Below are 18,708 nucleotides of genomic sequence, written 5' to 3' on the forward strand. Positions count from 1 at the left end.
TCGCTACCGATGTAAAAAAGGCCGCTTCCGCGGCCTTTTTCAGTTTTGGAACCCAATCAGAATCCGCCGCGCGCCGAACGGCCCACCGCTTCGCCCAACTGCCACACCGCCATCGCATAATGGGTACTGTGGTTGTAGCGGGTAATGGTGTAGAAGTTGGGTAAACCGTACCAATACTGGTAGCTGGTCCCCATATCCAGGCGCAGCAGGCTGGCTTCCTGATTGCCACCAAGCGACCCTTGCGGCGTCAGCCCAGCTTCCGACAAACTGGCCACCGAATAGCGGGTTTTAAAGCCATTTTCCAGCCCCGGTGCCTGGCCGCTGGCCGGCACGGCCACAGGTTCGCCCTTGGTCCAGCCGTGCGCTTTAAAGTAGTTGGCGACGCTGCCGATGGCATCCACCGGATCCCACAGGTTAACGTGGCCGTCACCGTTGAAATCAACCGCGTAACTCTTGAACGAGGACGGCATAAACTGACCGTAACCCATGGCGCCTGCGAAGGAGCCGCGTAGCTCCAGCGGATCATCCCCTTCGGTACGTGACATCAACAGGAAGGTTTCCAGCTCGCCGGCAAAGTAATCGGCACGGCGCGGATAGTCGAACGCCAGGGTAGACAGCGCATCGATAATGCGGGTTTTACCCATCACGCGGCCCCAACGGGTTTCAACGCCGATAATGCCGACAATGATCTCTGGTGGCACGCCATAGGTCTGATAAGCACGCTGCAGCGCGTCCTGATACTGATTCCAGAACTGCACGCCGTTTTGCACGTTATCCGGCGTAATAAATTTATTGCGGTAACGCAGCCAGGAACCATTAGGGCCGGACGGTGCCTGGGTCGTTGGCGTCGGCGCCTGACGATCCATCAGCCGCAGTACAGAGTCTAACCGCCTGGCCTGGGCCAGCACGTCATGCAACTGCTGCCGATCGAAACCGTGTTCCTGCACCATTTTATCGATAAAACGGGCGGTGTTCGGATTGTTGGCAAAATCGCCCCCCAACGGCTGACCGGAATGCGCTGGTGTCAGCAGAAAACCGCCTTTCACGGTGTTGTCCTGAGGCGTGGCTGGGGTCGACTTCGGCCCGCTGCTACAGGCAGTGAGTAAGGTAAGCAGAGGGAGAAGAACAACTAAATGACGCATCGGATATCCATATAAGCCAGGCCAGTGATAAGTGTGGGTTATGTTAATCCATTGTCAGGTGCGAACAAACCGGATTATGTCGCCGATCACACCGCCACAAGCCAAAACTCAAGAAAACGTGACGGACAGCACAGAAACAACGAAAGACTTAGGGTAAGTAGCTGCACCAACGGCAACCAATACCTGCTGCCAATGAGAACAACTATCATCTCCACCCGGTACAACACTGGCTATCTGTGGGCCAAGCGGTCACAATGCCGCACCACTCCCGGCCCAAACAGGAAATACCATGTCTTGCCACTACCCCGCCCAATACACCTTTGATAACGACAGCGACGCCTGGCAGATTCAGTTTCGTGATTTTCCTCAGCAACAGGCTGCCTGCTATAAGCGTGAAGACATCGAACTGGAAGCACAGGAAAGCCTGCTGATTGCTATCGCGCTGGAAATGGAAGAAGGCCGCCCGGTACCGCCCCCTTCTCGTGCCTTGCCGGATGAGCTGGCGATCCACCTGCCGGTGCTGGTTAAACTCAAGCTCGAGTTGCATAACATTATGCTGGCCGATACCACTTCCAAAGCCAGCCTGGCGCGTAAACTGGGCTTTAACGCCAGCCAAATGGACCGCCTGTTGGATGTGGCCTATGCCTCCAAGGTAGAAGCGCTGGAACAGGCTCTTTACCTGTTGGGATATGAGGTACAAACCTCGGTAGCAGAGATCCGCCAGCAATAAGAAAAATATTTTATTCGGGGGCTAAATTTTCTCCATTTTTCGCCGATGTGTTCATTACCGAATCATCAAGAGCAAAAAGTGAAGGCTAAAAATGGAGTGGAGCCGCCGCAATATCTGGGCCGTAATTCTGCTGTGTTGCCTTGTCTTCTGGGCCATCCTGCTGACCGGTGCCAACGCCGTCGCCTGATCCCTTTTCATAACATCACAGCAAGCATAATTATAAAGCCCGCTTCAGCGGGCTAATCCTTTTTTGCCTGATGAAAAAGGTAAATAAAAATCGTTTAGAAACAGTCACGGCTGGTTAAAAAACCGTCAAAAAGTGTGATCAAAAACACAGTATTGTAATCAGGCTGAGATTGGGAGTACATTAACGCCGATCCTGTCGTGGTTCATGTTTTACCTCACGGACTTTGAAGCACGACAACCGGGTAATCTGTGGTCAAGGACGTTGTTCTTCCTCTTGAAGGATCCGCCTCTCCACCACCGACTATCCACAAAATACTCAGCACAACAATCGGGATCATTGGCTTGCGAGGGACTCCAGAAGGGAGTTGTTCAGTGAAATATTTCGTATTTGGCGTTTCATTCATGTTGGTTACATGGATTGGCACCTTTATGCTGATGGTTGCATAACCAAGGCATAACCGGGAATAAAGATCGGGAATATAGATAAAGGGGCGCACAGCGCCCCTTTGTTGTTTCTGAATGGGGCTATTTCCCCGGCATCATGCGGCGCAGAGTGTTATCGACTGCGGTACCTGCCACTCTTCGAGCGGCGAGTGGTAGCCGGTGTGCCATGCCGCCGATGCAATCCCAACCGAACCAACATCAGTAAAAAACCGGCGTGAATACGCCGGCCTGAAGTGATTATTTGGTGGTTGCCGGGCTGCTCTTGGCCGGTTTGATCAGCCCATCAGCCCGGAACATGGCTTTGATGCCGCGAACTGCCTGACGGATACGATCCTGGTTTTCTATCAGCGCGAAACGCACGTGGGTGTCACCGTAGTCACCAAAGCCAATGCCCGGCGATACGCACACCTTGGCTTCCGCCAACAGACGTTTGGCAAACTCCAGTGAACCGAGATGCGCATAAGGCTCGGGGATTTTGGCCCAGACATACATCGCCGCTTTCGGGTTTTCCACCATCCAGCCCGCTTCATGCAGCCCTTTCACCAGCACATTGCGGCGCTGACGGTACTGTTCCGCAATATCCCGCACGCACTGCTGATCGCCTTCCAACGCGGCAATGGCAGCCACCTGCAACGGGGTGAAGGTCCCGTAGTCGTGATAACTCTTAATCCTTGCCAGCGCGTTGACCAGCTCCGGATTACCGACCATAAAGCCGATACGCCAGCCCGCCATATTGTAACTTTTCGACAGGGTGAAAAACTCCACCGCGATATCCTTAGCGCCGGGTACCTGCATAATCGAGGGCGCTTTCCAGCCGTCATAAACGATATCGGCATAGGCCAGATCGTGGACCACCAGCACGTCGTACTGTTTGGCCAGCGCGACCACGCGTTCAAAGAAGTCCAGCTCTACGCACTGGGCTGTCGGGTTTGACGGGAAGCCGAGGATCATCATTTTCGGACGTGGAATGGTTTCACGAATGGCGCGCTCCAGCTCACCAAAGAAATCCACTCCCTCCACCAGCGGCACCGAACGCACCTGAGCGCCGGCAATCACCGCACCGTAAATGTGGATCGGATAGCTCGGATTCGGCACCAACACGGTATCACCGTGGTCGAGCGTCGCCAGCATCAGGTGCGCCAGCCCTTCTTTTGAACCTATGGTAACAATGGCTTCGCTTTCGGGATCGATCTCCACCTGGTAGCGATCGGCATACCAGCGTGAAATGGCACGGCGCAAACGCGGGATCCCCCGCGAAGTGGAGTAGCCATGGGTATCGTCACGCTGGGCAACGGTACAGAGCTTTTCCACAATATGCGGCGGGGTTGGCCCGTCGGGGTTGCCCATGCTGAAATCGATGATATCCTCGCCGCGACGGCGCGCAGCCATCTTGAGTTCGGCGGTGATGTTGAATACGTAAGGGGGAAGACGTTCAATACGCGTGAAACGGCGTTGCGGACTATTATCAGCCATAGATACCTCGAAGAGACGTTAGCGCCCGGACCATCCGAGCGACGCTGGCCAACCTAAAGATTGACCGGATATTGAACATATCCCAGCCTCGACTGGCTTGTCGAGACCCAGTACAACTTTTTTATTCCCCGGCCTTAAATTCCCTCGCCAACAGCCCGAAGTGCCAGTCATCACGCCACTGCCCCGCCAGCCGGTAATTATCGCGCAGCGTACCTTCCAGCAGAAAGCCACAGGACTCCAGCAACCGGCGCGAGGCAATATTGCCTGCGGTCACCGTCGCAGTCAGCTTATGGAAACCGCAGCCATTAAAGCCAAAGTCCAGCACCGCACGCAGTGATTCCTTGCCATAGCCCTTACCTTGCGCGGACGGCAGCAAGGCGTATCCCACTTCCGCCTGTTGATTAGGCAACCACATCGGACGAAAACCGGTCATGCCAGCCACTTCACCGCTCTCTTTCTCTCGCAACACCAGGCACAACCATTGATCCAAATGCTTGTCCCAGGTTGGTAAGCGGGCCTCGAAACGACTGAGGATGCCCTCATCGCTGTACGGGTCGGAGATGTAACGGATCACATCAGGATCCTTATACAGGCTTAAAAACAGCGGCCAGTCATCGGCAGTCAACGACTCCAGGGTCAAACGCTCAGTTACCAACTTCATTGCTTCTGTCTCCTAAAAACAAAGATCTCCGAAAAACGAAAATGAGGAAGTTACGAATGAAAGATATCCCTTTATTTTCCCCTATTAAATCCAGATAATCATTAACGTCAAAACAACAAAACCATAACGCCTTACCCGGTCCCCTACAACCGTCCGTCGTTGCTCATCCGCAACACGAGGAGAACACCATGGCTTCCTTACAGATTGACGATATTCCAGGCGCAATTAAAACCATCAAACAACAACTGCGCCAGGCATTACCAAATTACCGTGAGACCTTCCTGGCACTGGAAGACAATATCCGTCAGCAGGTCGAACAAATCCGCCAGGAGCTGGCCGCCGGTCAAAACCCGGTGCCGCAAATCGATGCCGAAGATATCCTTCAACAGCGCGTCAGCGAGCAGCAAAAAGCGCTGATTAAACAGCGCGGTGCCTGCGCCATTCGCGGCGTTTTTCCCCGTGATAAGGCTACGGCCTGGAACCGGGAAATCGGCGACTACCTCGACCGCAACAACTTCGTCGAACGTCTGAAAGGGGCCGCCGAAGACAACTACTTCGGCAAACTGGCCGCCAGCAAGCCCCAAATCTACGGCATTTACTGGTCAAAACCGCAGGTGGAAGCCCGCCAGGACGCCCGCATGCACGCGGTACAGGTATTCCTTAACAGCCTGTGGGAAACCGAAAGCAACGGAAAACAGCATTTTGATCCGACACGCGTCGCCACCTACGCCGATCGCACCCGTCGCCGTCCGCCGAACTCCTCTTCGCTGGGCCTGTCGCCGCACGTAGACAGCGGCACCATTGAGCGCTGGCTGGATGAGAACTTCCGTTACGTCTATCGCCACGTGTTCTCCGGCAACTGGCAGGATTATGATCCGTTCGCCGCCGACGGCCGCACCGAAGTGCGTGAAATCGCTTCACCGGCAGTGTGCTCGATGTTCCGCACCTTTCAGGGTTGGACGGCGCTGACGCCGCAGCGCACCAATGCCGGCACGCTGAACCTGGTGCCGGTGGCCAACGCCATGGCTTATGTGCTGCTGCGTGCGCTGCAGGATGACGTCGCCGACGATGATCTGTGCGATGCCGCCCCAGGACGGGCACTTTCGATCTCCGAAAAATGGCATCCCCTTTTAATCAGTGGGATTTCCCCTATTCCCGATTTAGAGCCGGGTGATACGGTTTTCTGGCACTGCGACGTGATCCACGCGGTGGAAAATGAGCATAACGGCGAATTCGACAGCAACGTAATGTACATCGCTGCCGCGCCGGGCTGCGAGAAAAATGATGCCTACCTGCAACGTCAGCTGCCGAGCTTTATCGCCGGCAAAACCCCGCCGGATTTCGCCCCTGATGATTTCGAAGTGGACTTCGTCGGCCGGGCCACGGTTGACCTGCTGACAGCGCTCGGCAAGGAACAGTTGGGCATTAATAAATAATACGCTGCCCCGTGGCGCGCCGCCCGGCCGTCACGGGGTCAATTCGCTGTGATATACTCCCGGTATCTTTCCGCCGCAGCGAGAGCCCGCCGTGCACCCCTTTTTTGAAATGCTGTTAGCGGTATTTGATCGCGCCGCGTTGATGTTGATCTGCCTGTTTTTCCTCACCCGCACCCGGTTGTTCCGCCAGTTGCTGCAAAAAGAGGACCATACGCCGCTGGAGTTGGCCATGGTCACCGCCATCTTCTCGCTGTTTGCCCTGTTCAGCACCTATTCCGGCGTTAACGTTGAAGGTTCGCTGGTCAACGTACGGGTGATCGCCATCATGGCCGGCGGCATTCTGTTCGGCCCCTGGGTGGGGATCATTACCGGCATCATTGCCGGGGTGCATCGCTACCTGATAGATATCGATGGCATTACCTCGGTTCCCTGCCTGATCACCAGTATCATTGCCGGGATCGGTGCCGGGTATATCAACCTGAAGGTGAAGAAAGAACAGCGCTGGCGCGCCGGGATCATCGGCGGCATGCTGTGTGAATGCCTGACCATGCTGTTGATCGTGCTGTGGGCCAGGCCGACCGAACTGGGGCTGGATATCGTCTCCAAAATTGCCCTGCCGATGATCCTCGGCACGGTGTGCATTGGCCTGATCGTGCTGCTGGTGCAGAGCGTGGAAGACGAAAAAGAAGTGATCGCTGCCCGCCAGGCCAAACTGGCGCTGGATATTGCCCGCAAAACGCTGCCATATTTTCGCAATATCAACAGTGAAACGCTGGCCACCATCTGCGATATCATTCGCCAGGACATTCAGGCCGACGCGGTAGCCATCACCGATACCCATCAGGTGCTGGCCTATGTCGGGGTGGGGGAAGAAGCCTACCCGATTGGCCGCGAAGGCCTGAGTCGCGTGACCCGTGAAAGCATCCGGCACGGCAAGATCATCATCAAAAATAATCTGGAAAACCCGGCCACGCCGCAGATCCACTCGCAATTGGTGATCCCGCTGTGGGAGAAAGGCGAAGTGACCGGCGCGCTGAAAATTTACTACTGCCACGCCCATCAGATCACCAATACGCTGAAAGTGATGGCGGTCGGCCTGTCGCAGATTATCTCCACCCAAATGGAAGTCTCGCGTATTGAGCATCTGCGCCAGATGGCGGACAAAGCGGAAATGCGCGCCCTGCAAAGCAAGATCAACCCGCACTTCCTTTTCAACGCGCTTAACGCCATTTCGTCCTCGATCCGCACCAATCCGGACACCGCGCGCCAACTGATTATCAACCTGTCACGCTACCTGCGCTATAACCTGGAGCTGAATGACGAGTTAATCGACATCCGCAAAGAGCTGCACCAAATCCAGGATTATATTGCCATCGAACAGGCACGCTTCGGCGCCAAGCTGACGGTGATTTATGACATCGATGACGATATTTCGGTACGCATCCCCAGCCTGCTGATCCAGCCACTGGTGGAAAACGCCATCGTGCACGGTATCCAACCCTGTAAAGGCAAAGGCGTGGTGGTGATTGCGGTGAAAGATCAGGGTGACCGGGTCAAGATTTCAGTCAAAGATACCGGCCACGGCATCGACCCACAGGTCATCGAACGGGTGGCCCGCAACGAGATGCCAGGGCACAACATCGGTCTGCTGAACGTGCATCACCGGGTGTCCCTGCTGTACGGTGAAGGGCTTCGCATCCGTCGCCTGGAACCCGGCACCGAAATTGCCTTTTACATCAGCAAAAATGGCGGCAAACTGCCGGTAGAGAACAACATACTGCCGGCCGGGGAGCTCTCATGAAAGCCATCATCGTTGAAGACGAGTTCCTCGCGCAGGAAGAACTCAGTTACCTGATTAAAAAACACAGCAATATCGTTATCGAAGCCACCTTCGAGGACGGGCTGGACGTGCTGAAATACCTGCAGACCCATCAGGTTGACGCCATTTTTCTCGATATCAATATCCCGTCGCTGGACGGGGTACTGCTGGCGCAGAACATCAGCAAATTCGCACACCGTCCTTCTATTGTGTTTATCACCGCCTATAAAGAGCATGCGGTGGAAGCATTCGAAATCGAGGCCTTTGACTATATCCTCAAGCCCTATCACGAAGCGCGTATCGTCACCATGCTGCAGAAGCTGGAAGCGCTGCATAACCGCCCCGCCACTTTACCGGAGCAGGCCAGCGCACCGAATCGCAGCAGCCACAGCATTAACCTGATCAAAGACGAGCGGATTATCGTTACCGACATCAACGACATTTACTATGCCGCCGCCGATGAGAAAGTGACGCGGGTTTATACCCGGCGTGAAGAGTTTGTGATGCCGATGAACCTGACCGAGTTTTACGGGCGCCTGCCTGAAGAGCATTTCTTCCGCTGCCACCGTTCCTACTGCGTCAATCTGTCTAAAATCCGCGAGATCGTGCCCTGGTTCAACAACACTTATATTCTGCGGCTGAGCGATCTGGATTTTGAAGTGCCGGTCAGCCGCAGCAAGGTGAAAGATTTTCGCAAACTGATGCGTTTATAATCGCCGGCCGTTACCAGCGGCTACCGTCCAATAATGACCGTGATTATCGCGATCGCCTGCGGGTGATCGGCGATAAATCGCTAACATTCTTGATTTAGATCACGCGCCACCCGCTGCATTTCATCCCCTTTTAAGCCTTAAAACGGCAACTCATGCCGCGGTAGATGCATTTCATTCCTTCCCTTGTGCAACTCATTCCCGATCCGCCGCCGGCTGGTACTACCAGCCATATAATATGCCCATACCGCGGGGTTCAAGACAGCGCCCGCAAATTTCAGCCAACGGCTAACGCCCGGCAATGCACACACAGGAAGGAGCCCGGCCATGAACACCAAACCGGCAAATCGCAGCTTAATCGTTCTGGGTACCATCATCTGCCAGATGGGTCTCGGTACTATCTATACCTGGAGTCTGTTCAACCAGCCGTTGGTCGACAAGTTCCACTGGGGCCTCGCTGACGTCGCCACCACCTTCTCCATCACCAGCTTCTTCCTGGCCTTCGCCACTTTATTTGCCGGCAAACTGCAGGAACGCTTCGGGATCCGTAACCTGACCCTGTGCTCTGGCATCCTGGTGGGGCTGGGCCTGATTGCCAGCGCCTACGTCAGCTCACTGAATATGGTTTATCTGCTGGCCGGGGTGGTGGTCGGTTTCGCGGTAGGTATCGCTTATATCTCTACCCTGTCCAACCTGATCAAATGGTTCCCGGCCAACAAAGGGCTGATCTCCGGTATTTCGGTGGGGGCTTTCGGTAGCGGTAGCCTGCTGTTCAAATACGTTAACGCCGCGTTGATTGCCGACGTTGGTGTGTCCTCTGCCTTCTTCTACTGGGGTGCCATTGTGATGGCGCTGATTGTACTGGGCTCCCTGCTGTTGAAAGAGCCGGTACTGGTGAGCCAGTCTGCACAGCAAGGGACCAACGGCCTGGGCAATGACTTCAGCGTCCGCCAAATGCTGGCGACCAAAGAAGCTTACCTGCTGTTCATCATCTTCTTCGCGGCTTGTATGAGTGGTCTGTATCTGATTGGTATCGTGAAAGACATGGGCGTACAACTGGCTGGGATGGACCTGGCTACCGCCGCCAACACCGTTTCCGCCGTCGCCATCTTTAACACCGCAGGCCGTATTATTCTGGGTACGCTGTCCGATAAAGTGGGCCGCATGCGCGTCATCAGCTTTACCATGCTGGTCACCGTTCTGGCGATTGTGGCGCTGAGCTTCCTGACTCTGAACCACACCCTGTTCTTCATCTGCGTCGGTGCCGTCGCCTTCTGCTTCGGTGGCAACATCACCGTATTCCCAGCGATTGTCGGTGACTTCTTCGGCCTGAAAAACCACAGCAAAAACTACGGCATCATCTATCAGGGCTTCGGTCTGGGCGCACTGGCCGGTTCGTTTGTCGCCAAATACTTCGGCGGCTTCCATGCGACCTTCATCGTGATTGGCGTGCTGTCAGTGGCTTCTCTGATAATCACCCTGTTCATCAAGGCACCGAAAGCGGTAGCGCAGGAAGAAGAACACTTCTCGCAGGCGCAGCTGGCAAAAGCCTAACGCCTAAAACGATAAAAGGGGCGCAACTTAACGGTTGCGCCCCTTTTAGCATTGAGACATTAATAGCGAAACAATAGCAATTGACACAATAATTAATAATTAGCAAGGAAATTAATAATTATTGTTCTGGGTTTGTAAAACATTGTTATGATGAGCAGAATTTAATGTCGAGGATAGGGAAGTGAAAAGTTTATTACTGTTTTCTTCTGCAATATTATTGCTGGCTGGTTGCTCAGCCAAATACAACACAAATAACATTCAAAAAAATACAGAGCTTTTAATTAAAGATACCCCCGTAGTCATAGCGAAACCTGCTGATGGCGTGTATGAAACACATAGTTATGCAGGTTCTGGTAATGCGACAGCAGCAGCTGTTAAAGCTGCCTTTTTGCGATACTCAGATAACGTAAGTATTTTTGCAAACTGCGAGGACACTGCTTGCCTGAAGAGTAATCACCCAATTAGTAGTGGGTATTACGTAATTCCACAGATATTACACTGGGAAGACAGAGCTACTGAATGGTCCGGCATACCTGACAAAATAGAAGTAAAAATCACCATATACAATGCAGAATCAAATGTTCGAGTTGCTTCAACAATTATTAACGGGAAAAGCAAGTGGGCTACATTTGGAGGAGATCATCCACAAGACTTATTGCCTGAACCTGTTAACGCATATATCTCCAGCCTGTATTAAATGAACTTGCCGCCAAGATTCAGTCCTAAAAATCTTGGTATAAATCATTCCGGCAAAGCAGCGGTATGCTGCTTTGCCGGTGTTATGATTACAGATGCATACCCAGCGTCTGGCGCAGGTGAGCGCCGGCACCCAGCAAACCGGGTTGTCCATGGGTGATCATAAAGACCGGAATGTCATGCACGTAATCCTTGAAACGCCCCTTATCCTCGAACGCCGCACGGAAACCGGAGGCTTTGAAGAACTCCATAAAGCGCGGCACGATGCCACCGGCAATGTAAACGCCGCCAAAGGTGCCGAGGTTCAGCGCCAGGTTGCCGCCGAAGCGCCCCAAAATAACGCAGAACAGCGACAGGGCGCGGCGACAGTCGATACAACTGTCAGCCAGTGCGCGCTCGGTAATGTCCTTCGGCTCCAGCTTTTCCGGCAGGCGGTTATCGGACTTGACGATAGCGCGGTAAAGATTGACCAGCCCCGGCCCGGACAGCACTCGCTCGGCAGACACATGGCCCACTTCAGCGCGTAACACCTCCAGAATGATATCTTCCTCTTCACTGTTCGGTGCGAAATCAACGTGGCCACCCTCGCCCGGCAGGCTCACCCAGCGACGATTAACGTGCACCAGATGTGCCACCCCCAAACCCGTCCCGGCGCCATACACCGCAATAGGTTTGTCTTTCTGCGCGCTACCACCGCCGAACTGCAATACATCCTCTGGCGACAGCATCGGGATCGCCATCGAAACGGCGGTAAAGTCGTTGATCACTTCCAGATGGCTCAGCCCCAGACTGGCCTTCATCTGTTTAATCGAAAACGCCCAGGTATGATTGGTCATCGCCACCCAGTCTTCAGTGACCGGACAGGCAATGGCAATACAGGCGTCCTGTACCTGGATATCCTGATCTTTTAAGTATTGGCGGATTACCGCCTCCAGGCTGTCAAACTCCAGGCCGGAATAGGTTTTCGCCTGGGTAATTTCACCCGTCGCCACAGTGCACAACGCCAGGCGGGCATTGGTGCCGCCTACATCACCTACGAGGGCATAAGTCATCAGTATCTTCTCCGCGAAATGAATAATAGAAAGCTGCCCACACTGTAAAATCCCGCTGCAAAAACAACAATCACCATCCGCTGCGCGGCCATCCATTAGCGATCCGGATCACAAAAAACGTTTCAGCCAACCCTTTTCAGCCCCATCTGAAACAAATTGCGGCAAAAAACGCGCCATAGTCACTGTTAACCGTCATGACAGAAAGGCACTATTAACCGGCTGCGGCCTTCACGCCCGGCCGGAAATATCATTGCGTGCCAGAGTGCCGATTGTCTGGCAAGCTGTGGCCATAACCATCACCCGTTCGGCCTGCCATCCAGCGCCATTGAAAAGGGATCCCTGCATGCTGCACCCGCGCGCCAATGCCATGTTGGCTTTCGCTCTGCCCGCTCTCGTTATCGGTTCGGCCTCAAGCCTGGTGCTCATTCTGGTGATGAAGTTCGCCGATGCGCTGCAGCGGTTGCTGTGGGTGAATATTCCTGCGGCTATGAATATCGATACTCATTCGCCCTGGTGGCTGATCGGCATTCTGACGCTGACCGGCGTCGCCGTTGGGCTGATAATCCGCTATATGCCTGGTCATGCGGGGCCTGATCCGGCCACTGAATCTTTGATTGGGATGCCGCTGCCACTTTCGGCGCTGCCCGGTCTTACGCTGGCACTGATCGTTGGCCTGGTGGGTGGCGTCAGTCTGGGGCCGGAAAACCCGATCACCGCCATCAATATTGCGCTGGTGGTGGCAATAGGTTCGCGCCTGCTACCGAAAGTCCCACGCATGGACTGGATTATTTTGGCCGCGGCCGGCACCATCGGCGCACTGTTCGGTACCCCGGTTGCCGCTGCGCTGATCTTTTCACAAACGCTGGCAGGCAATAATGACGTGCCGCTGTGGGATCGGCTATTTGCCCCGTTAATGGCGGCAGCGGCCGGTGCGGTCACTACACAGTTATTTTTCACGCCGAACTTTGCCCTGCAGCTTGATCCCTACACCGTCACCCGACTGACGGATATTTTCAGTGGTTCCATCGTCGCCCTGATCGCCATCGCACTGGGCATGGTGGCGCTATGGGGCTTCCCGCACGCCCACCGTCTGTTCCACTCGATAAAAAATCCGGTGCTGATGCTGGGATTGGGTGGTTTTGTGCTTGGGTTGCTGGCGTTAATCGGTGGCGACATCACCCTGTTTAAAGGGCTCGATGAGATGAAGCGGCTGGCGATCGGAGAGAATTATTCTGTCACGGAGCTACTGCTGATTACACTGAGCAAATTGGCGGCTCTGGTGATTGCTGCCGCCAGCGGCTTTCGTGGTGGACGTATCTTCCCGGCGGTGTTTGTCGGGGTAGCGCTGGGCCTGATGCTGCATCAGCATGTTCCGGCGGTACCGGCAGCGATTACCGTTTCCTGCGCCATTATGGGGTTGGTATTGGTGGTCACGCGTGACGGCTGGCTCAGCCTGTTTATGGCCGTTGCCGTGGTGCCGGAACTGCATCTGCTGCCCATACTCTGTGTGGTGATGTTGCCCGCCTGGCTGGTGCTGGCGGGCAAACCGCTGATGCTGGTGGGCAAGCGCCACTCTGCGCAGGACGATTAAGCGAGCGCGTATTCCGCTGCGGCGCGCGCATGGATGGCGGTGGTGTCGAAGACCGGCACTGACGCATCCTGCGCGCCGACCAGCAGGCCAATCTCGGTGCAGCCGAAAATGATGCCTTGCGCCCCCTGCTGTTCCAGGTCGCCGATGATGCGGCGGTACTCATCACGCGACGCATCACGGATTTTCCCCAGGCACAGCTCTTCATAAATAATACGGTGCACAATGTCGCGATCGGCCGCCACCGGGGCCACCACTTCGATGCCGTATTTTTCCTGCAAGCGCCCACGGTAAAACTCCTGCTCCATGGTAAAACGCGTGCCGAGTAGCCCGACGCGGCGAATGTCCTGTTGGCGCACCTGCAATGCCGTGGCGTCGGCAATATGAATCAACGGCAAGCCGCTGGCCTGTTCAACCGCATCCGCCACCTTGTGCATGGTGTTGGTACAAATGACGATGGCCTGCGCACCGGCGGCACGCAGCGAGGCCGCAGCGGCAGCCAATAAACGCCCCGCGCCGTCCCAGTCGCCCTGATGCTGCAGGCGTTCAACCTCGTGAAAATCGACGCTGTAGAGCACAATTTTGGCCGAATGCAGGCCACCGAGGCGCTCTTTCACCTGTTCATTGATCATGCGGTAATAAGGTATGGTTGATTCCCAACTCATGCCGCCCAGCAGGCCCAACACTTTCATCGTTTGCTCCTCCGTCATTGCTGCAATGATCCGACATTACCTGAGAATCGCAGTGATGACGACGCCTTATTTAGCCGAGGAATTGACCGGCTGGCGCGCCTCGAACCAGCGCTGACGCAGGGTATCGTACGCCCAGTTATAGAACATGGTGTACGGCAGGAAGAACAGGAAGAAACCAAGTTCCAGCATAAACGCCTGCACAAAAGAGATGCTCAGCATCCAGGCGGCAATCGGTACGCCGATCAACACAAACCCGGCCTCAAAACCCAGGGCATGAAACACCCGCACCTTAAGATTACGCACCACGCGGCCCACTGGCCACAGGCGGTCAAAAACGGTGTTATAAACCATGTTCCATACCATGGCGACGGTGGACAACATCACCGCCAACGCACCGACCTGTACCATCGAACGGTTTAGCAACCACGCGCCCAGCGGGGCGCAGATCATCACTGCGATGGCTTCAAAACCGACGGCGTGGACGATACGTTCAATGAAAGACTTGTTTTGCAGTTGCATACATCACCTGTTTTTTTACTGTTATTGCTAAAGTCAGGTGATTATCATCGATTTTTTGGGTAGATTAAAAATAGGTTCCATCGATAAAGTAGATACATCATGCGCTATTCCCCTGAAGCCCTGCAGGCGTTTGTTGAAGCTGCCGCCCTCGGCTCGTTCTCTGCCGCCGCCCGTAAGCTACGCAAAAGCCAGTCCACCATCAGTACGGCGATCGCCAACCTGGAGGCCGATCTCGGGCTGCTCCTGTTCGATCGCCAGGCGCGCCAACCGGTGTTGACCGCCGCCGGCCACAAAGTACTGGGCCATGTGCAGGAGATCCTTGCCGCCAGCGAACGGCTGGACGCACTGAGCATTCGGCTGGCGGACAATATCGAGCCACGCCTCAGCCTGGTGTTCTCCGATACCTATCAGCCGAAACACCATGATCGACTGATGCAACTTTTCGAACAGCGCTATCAGGATATCGAACTGGAGTGGATGATCGCCGAAGACGGCGACGTGCTTGACCTGTTGCAAAGCGGCCGCGCGCATCTCGGCATGGTGGAGGTTCAGGCCAGTTACCCGCCGGACATCGGGTTTGCGCGGCTGCCGGAACAAACGGAAATGGGGCTGTTCGTCACCCACTCGCACCCGCTGGCACAGACGGCCTCCCCCACGCCCGAACAACTGTCCAGCACGCGCCAACTCATCCTCAATACCTATAGCGGCGCTGAAGCCGCCCGCTCCGGCGGTCTGGTGTGGTCAGCTCCCAGCTACCTGCTATTGCTGGAAATGGCGGAACAAGGGTTTGGCTGGGCCGTACTGCCGAACTGGTTGGTAAAACAATACGGCCATGACAAGTTGACCGAGCTCAAGCCCCGCGGCTGGCCGAAGCTGATTTCAGTGGATGCGGTATGGTCGAAACTGACCCCGCCGGGGCCGGCGGGGTATTGGTTACTGGAACGCCTGCTGGAGAACGCGGCGGATCAGGCGGCCGCGTTACGCGAGTGAATGGCGCGTGAAACGCTATCGAGCAGTTCGGGAATGTCCATCTTCGGCAGCATCACTTCCACAAAGGCCAGTTGTGGGCTGTCGCCAACTTCTTTCAGCGCCTGGCGCAACTGCTGCGGATCGGCGACCCGCAGCGTTTTCACCTGATGCTCGCCCGCCAGCGCCTGCGGTAACTGCGTCCAGTTCCACTGGGCGATGTCGTTGTAACGCTGTTGCGGGCCGTGAATGGCCCGTTCAACGGTATACCCCTCATTATTGAGCAGGAAGATCACCGGCTTTTGTCCATCACGCAGCATCGAACCCAGTTCCTGCGCCGTGAGCTGAGCCGAACCATCGCCGATCAGCAACACCACCCGCCGATCCGGCTCCGCCGTTTGTGCACCGAACGCCGCCGGCAGGGTGTAACCGATAGAGCCCCACAGCGACTGGACGATAAACCGGCAGCCTTGCGGCAGGCCAAGAGCCGCCGCACCAAAGCAGGCGGTGCCCTGTTCGGCGATCAAAATATCGCCCGGGCGCAGAAAGTCCTGTATCTGTTGCCAAAAACCGTGCTGATCCAGGCCGCTGCCGTTCGGATCGGGCAACGTCGGGCGTTTAATGGCCGGTACTGGCCATTGTTTTGCCAACGATAGCGTCAACTGGTGCAGTGCTATTACCGCATCACGCAGCGGGATGTGGCTAAATACCTGTTGCCCTACCCGTGCTTCAAACGGCTGAAGATCAATGCATTTTTCCGCAGGCAGATGGTGGCTGAAACCGGCGGTAATGGTATCGGTAAAGCGCACGCCGACGTTAATCACCACATCGGCCCCTTCAATCAGTTGCTTCACCTGTGGATCGCTGGCGGCACCGGCGTAAGTGCCGGTAAAGCAGGCATGGGTTTCATCCAATACACTCTTGCCCAGCAGCATGGTTGAATGCGGTATCTCAACCTCATTCATCCACTGTTCCAGCACTTTTTCCGCCCCAAAACGTTCCGCCAAAAAATCTGCCAGCAGGGACACCCGCCTGGCCGGTAACAGCATTTGCCGCGCGGCGGCGATAAAAGCTTGCAGTGACGCCTGGGAAAGATGCGCCTGCCGTAACACCAGCGGCGCAGGCCGGGATGCCAACGGTGCTTCCGCCACCTCACTGGGTAACACTATATAGACCGGACGGTGCTCAAACAGCGCGATGGTCAGCAGACGGTCGATTTCCGCCTCGGCGTTGTCGGGGGTAAGGCTGGCCTGCGCGACGGTTACCTCTTTCGCCATACGGGCAAAGTGGCCAAAGTCACCGTCCCCCAGCGAATGGTGCAGCAAATCACCGGCCTGCTGCGCGCGTAACGTTGGCGCACCCACCACGTGGATCACCGGCAGATATTCGGCGTAGCTGCCGGCAATACCGTTGAGCGCGCTCAGTTCGCCCACGCCAAAGGTGGTCAATAAAGCGGCGGCCGGTTTACAGCGTGCGTAACCATCTGCGGCATAGGCAGCATTGAGTTCATTAGCGCAGCCTACCCAGGTAATTTGCGGATGACTGATGACATGATCGAGAAACTGCAGGTTGTAGTCACCCGGCACGCCAAAGAAATGTCGGATGCCGATCTGAGCCAAACGATCGAGTAGGTAATCAGCCACTCTATAGGTCGTATTCATGATCATCACCTGCCAACACTTGAGATTGTCAGTATTAAGTATCGAAGATGTGGTATGAATTTCGAGCTTTGTGTATAAAAAACGACTGGCAACCCAGCGTTACATCTACGCCCTATTGGCAGGCATGGGGAATACCTCACCCGCCGTATTTGTCCCGTTATGGCGATTAAGCGTGATCGGGGACTCTGACAACCCTTGTGAAAACGCATACACTAAAATTCATTTCACCTCTGCTGAAAAGGGTTCCTATGCTCTACCAGGCTGATTCTTCACGTTACCAAAATATGGAATATCGCCGCTGCGGCCGTAGCGGCCTGAAACTGCCGGCCATTTCACTCGGCCTATGGCATAACTTTGGCGACACCACGCTGTATGACAACGCGCGTAAGCTGATCCACTGCGCTTTCGACCGTGGGATCACTCATTTTGACTTGGCCAACAACTATGGCCCGCCCCCCGGTTCCGCCGAGGAAAACTTCGGCCGTATTCTCAGCGCGGACCTGAAGCCCTGGCGCGATGAGCTGATCATCGCCTCAAAAGCCGGTTACACCATGTGGCCAGGCCCTTATGGCGACTGGGGATCGAAAAAATATCTGGTTGCCAGCCTGGATCAAAGCCTGCAGCGCATGGGGCTGGACTACGTGGATATCTTCTACCACCATCGCCCGGATCCGGATACGCCGCTGGAAGAAACCATGGCAACGCTGGATTTGCTGGTGCGTCAGGGCAAGGCGCTGTACGTCGGGCTGTCCAACTACCCGGCCGACCGCGCGCGCCAGGCGTTTGCTATTCTGCAAAAACTTGGCACGCCGTGCGTGATCCATCAGCCGAAATACTCAATGTTCGAACGTTGGGTTGAGCCAGAATTACTGGACACGCTGGAAGAACACGGCGTGGGTTCCATCGCCTTCTCACCGCTGGCCGGTGGCCTGCTGACCGATCGCTATCTGCAGGGGATCCCGCAAGATTCACGCGCCGCCAGCAGCAGCCAATTCCTGCAACCCGGCCAACTCACCGACGATAAGTTGGATAAGGTGCGTCGGCTCGATGCGCTGGCGCAACAGCGCGGGCAGAAGCTGTCGCAAATGGCACTGGCCTGGGTATTACGTGGCGACCGCGTCACTTCGGTACTGATCGGGGCCAGCAAGACTGGCCAGATAGAAGATGCCGTCGGCATGTTGGCTAATCGCAGCTTCAGCGATGACGAAATAACTCAGATCGAACAAATACTAATGTAATCGCTTACAATTATCGCCGGTTTCCCCACCGGCGATATCCTATTTCGGCCAGACAAATCTTAAATCACTCGCCCCCGATCGTTTTTCAGATTCTCTCTAAGATTCAACCCTATCCGCAAAGGCTAAGATGCCGCTATTGCA

Annotated in this window: 17 protein-coding genes; 10 read left to right on the top strand and 7 right to left on the bottom strand. The window is 55.4% G+C overall.

Going from position 1 to position 18,708, the window contains the following annotated elements; all coding sequences use genetic code 11:
* Window positions 1-56: 56 nt before the first annotated feature.
* Entirely contained in the window at window positions 57-1,142 is a 1,086-nt protein-coding gene (gene mltB, locus M2406_RS18455) for a lytic murein transglycosylase B (RefSeq protein WP_026142471.1), read from the bottom strand.
* A 289-nt stretch (window positions 1,143-1,431) separates the two neighbouring features.
* Here mltB and M2406_RS18460 point away from each other — a divergent pair, with 289 nt between their 5' ends.
* Both M2406_RS18460 and ypdK read left to right on the top strand, forming a co-directional pair.
* The gene (locus tag M2406_RS18460) at window positions 1,432-1,872 is read left to right on the top strand and encodes a hypothetical protein (protein WP_259190985.1); all 441 of its coding nucleotides are present in this window, start codon (window positions 1,432-1,434) and stop codon (window positions 1,870-1,872) included.
* A gap of 558 nt (window positions 1,873-2,430) precedes the next feature.
* Window positions 2,431-2,505: a membrane protein YpdK gene (gene ypdK, locus M2406_RS18465; protein ID WP_112349011.1), complete on the top strand. Its 75-nt coding sequence runs from the start codon at window positions 2,431-2,433 to the stop codon at window positions 2,503-2,505.
* A 234-nt stretch (window positions 2,506-2,739) separates the two neighbouring features.
* On the opposite strand, the gene alaC is transcribed toward ypdK, so the two are convergent.
* Both alaC and M2406_RS18475 read right to left on the bottom strand, forming a co-directional pair.
* A complete protein-coding gene (gene alaC, locus M2406_RS18470; protein WP_012146114.1) occupies window positions 2,740-3,975 on the bottom strand; it encodes an alanine transaminase in 1,236 nt (411 codons plus the stop codon).
* A gap of 121 nt (window positions 3,976-4,096) precedes the next feature.
* Window positions 4,097-4,636 carry a GNAT family N-acetyltransferase gene (locus M2406_RS18475; RefSeq protein ID WP_259190986.1) on the bottom strand — a complete coding sequence of 180 codons (540 nt, stop codon included), beginning with the start codon at window positions 4,634-4,636 and terminating at the stop codon, window positions 4,097-4,099.
* A 188-nt stretch (window positions 4,637-4,824) separates the two neighbouring features.
* On the opposite strand from M2406_RS18475, the gene M2406_RS18480 reads away from it, so the two are divergent.
* The 5 genes from M2406_RS18480 to M2406_RS18500 all read left to right on the top strand — a co-directional run bounded on the left by M2406_RS18480 (window position 4,825) and on the right by M2406_RS18500 (window position 10,852).
* The gene (locus M2406_RS18480) at window positions 4,825-6,072 is read left to right on the top strand and encodes a DUF1479 domain-containing protein (RefSeq protein ID WP_112363875.1); all 1,248 of its coding nucleotides are present in this window, start codon (window positions 4,825-4,827) and stop codon (window positions 6,070-6,072) included.
* A 109-nt stretch (window positions 6,073-6,181) separates the two neighbouring features.
* Window positions 6,182-7,873, top strand: coding sequence for a sensor histidine kinase (locus M2406_RS18485; protein ID WP_135345200.1), 1,692 nt, complete (start codon window positions 6,182-6,184; stop codon window positions 7,871-7,873).
* Entirely contained in the window at window positions 7,870-8,604 is a 735-nt protein-coding gene (locus M2406_RS18490; protein WP_112363872.1) for a LytTR family DNA-binding domain-containing protein, read from the top strand. Before M2406_RS18485 ends, M2406_RS18490 begins: the two co-directional genes overlap by 4 nt.
* Before the next feature lie 324 nt (window positions 8,605-8,928).
* Window positions 8,929-10,155 carry an OFA family MFS transporter gene (locus tag M2406_RS18495; protein WP_017893556.1) on the top strand — a complete coding sequence of 409 codons (1,227 nt, stop codon included), beginning with the start codon at window positions 8,929-8,931 and terminating at the stop codon, window positions 10,153-10,155.
* 181 nt (window positions 10,156-10,336) lie between these two features.
* Window positions 10,337-10,852, top strand: coding sequence for a DUF4823 domain-containing protein (locus tag M2406_RS18500; protein ID WP_259190987.1), 516 nt, complete (start codon window positions 10,337-10,339; stop codon window positions 10,850-10,852).
* Between the two features lie 88 nt (window positions 10,853-10,940).
* On the opposite strand, the gene glk is transcribed toward M2406_RS18500, so the two are convergent.
* The gene (gene glk, locus M2406_RS18505) at window positions 10,941-11,906 is read right to left on the bottom strand and encodes a glucokinase (protein WP_112363913.1); all 966 of its coding nucleotides are present in this window, start codon (window positions 11,904-11,906) and stop codon (window positions 10,941-10,943) included.
* 340 nt (window positions 11,907-12,246) lie between these two features.
* On the opposite strand from glk, the gene M2406_RS18510 reads away from it, so the two are divergent.
* The gene (locus M2406_RS18510) at window positions 12,247-13,494 is read left to right on the top strand and encodes an ion channel protein (protein WP_017893558.1); all 1,248 of its coding nucleotides are present in this window, start codon (window positions 12,247-12,249) and stop codon (window positions 13,492-13,494) included.
* Here the strand turns inward: M2406_RS18510 and M2406_RS18515 are convergent.
* Together M2406_RS18515 and M2406_RS18520 are read right to left on the bottom strand one after the other, a co-directional pair.
* On the bottom strand, window positions 13,491-14,183 hold the full coding sequence (locus tag M2406_RS18515) for an aspartate/glutamate racemase family protein (RefSeq protein ID WP_259190988.1): 693 nt from the start codon (window positions 14,181-14,183) through the stop codon (window positions 13,491-13,493). The genes M2406_RS18510 and M2406_RS18515 overlap by 4 nt on opposite strands.
* Before the next feature lie 66 nt (window positions 14,184-14,249).
* A complete protein-coding gene (locus M2406_RS18520) occupies window positions 14,250-14,702 on the bottom strand; it encodes a multidrug/biocide efflux PACE transporter (protein ID WP_012146123.1) in 453 nt (150 codons plus the stop codon).
* Between the two features lie 99 nt (window positions 14,703-14,801).
* Between M2406_RS18520 and M2406_RS18525 the strand changes: the two genes are divergently transcribed.
* A complete protein-coding gene (locus tag M2406_RS18525; protein WP_012146124.1) occupies window positions 14,802-15,692 on the top strand; it encodes a LysR family transcriptional regulator in 891 nt (296 codons plus the stop codon).
* Here M2406_RS18525 and M2406_RS18530 read toward each other — a convergent pair.
* Window positions 15,668-17,329, bottom strand: coding sequence for an alpha-keto acid decarboxylase family protein (locus tag M2406_RS18530; RefSeq protein WP_259190989.1), 1,662 nt, complete (start codon window positions 17,327-17,329; stop codon window positions 15,668-15,670). The genes M2406_RS18525 and M2406_RS18530 overlap by 25 nt on opposite strands.
* Before the next feature lie 248 nt (window positions 17,330-17,577).
* Here M2406_RS18530 and mgrA point away from each other — a divergent pair, with 248 nt between their 5' ends.
* Complete coding sequence (gene mgrA / locus M2406_RS18535; RefSeq protein ID WP_259190990.1) at window positions 17,578-18,567, top strand: L-glyceraldehyde 3-phosphate reductase; 990 nt, start codon at window positions 17,578-17,580, stop codon at window positions 18,565-18,567.
* The last annotated feature ends 141 nt before the right edge of the window (window positions 18,568-18,708 follow it).

Origin of the sequence: Serratia sp. BIGb0163 (assembly GCF_024809935.1) — a bacterium.
Lineage (GTDB): Bacteria > Pseudomonadota > Gammaproteobacteria > Enterobacterales > Enterobacteriaceae > Serratia > Serratia quinivorans.

Coding starts and splice junctions, on each gene's coding strand:
- M2406_RS18460 (WP_259190985.1), top strand. CDS start 1,432: ATGTCTTGCCACTACCCCGCCCAATACACCTTTGATAACGACAGCGAC.
- M2406_RS18495 (WP_017893556.1), top strand. CDS start 8,929: ATGAACACCAAACCGGCAAATCGCAGCTTAATCGTTCTGGGTACCATC.
- M2406_RS18490 (WP_112363872.1), top strand. CDS start 7,870: ATGAAAGCCATCATCGTTGAAGACGAGTTCCTCGCGCAGGAAGAACTC.
- M2406_RS18480 (WP_112363875.1), top strand. CDS start 4,825: ATGGCTTCCTTACAGATTGACGATATTCCAGGCGCAATTAAAACCATC.
- alaC (WP_012146114.1), bottom strand. CDS start 3,975: ATGGCTGATAATAGTCCGCAACGCCGTTTCACGCGTATTGAACGTCTT.
- mltB (WP_026142471.1), bottom strand. CDS start 1,142: ATGCGTCATTTAGTTGTTCTTCTCCCTCTGCTTACCTTACTCACTGCC.
- M2406_RS18525 (WP_012146124.1), top strand. CDS start 14,802: ATGCGCTATTCCCCTGAAGCCCTGCAGGCGTTTGTTGAAGCTGCCGCC.
- mgrA (WP_259190990.1), top strand. CDS start 17,578: ATGCTCTACCAGGCTGATTCTTCACGTTACCAAAATATGGAATATCGC.
- M2406_RS18475 (WP_259190986.1), bottom strand. CDS start 4,636: ATGAAGTTGGTAACTGAGCGTTTGACCCTGGAGTCGTTGACTGCCGAT.
- M2406_RS18515 (WP_259190988.1), bottom strand. CDS start 14,183: ATGAAAGTGTTGGGCCTGCTGGGCGGCATGAGTTGGGAATCAACCATA.
- M2406_RS18520 (WP_012146123.1), bottom strand. CDS start 14,702: ATGCAACTGCAAAACAAGTCTTTCATTGAACGTATCGTCCACGCCGTC.
- M2406_RS18510 (WP_017893558.1), top strand. CDS start 12,247: ATGCTGCACCCGCGCGCCAATGCCATGTTGGCTTTCGCTCTGCCCGCT.
- M2406_RS18530 (WP_259190989.1), bottom strand. CDS start 17,329: ATGAATACGACCTATAGAGTGGCTGATTACCTACTCGATCGTTTGGCT.
- M2406_RS18485 (WP_135345200.1), top strand. CDS start 6,182: ATGCTGTTAGCGGTATTTGATCGCGCCGCGTTGATGTTGATCTGCCTG.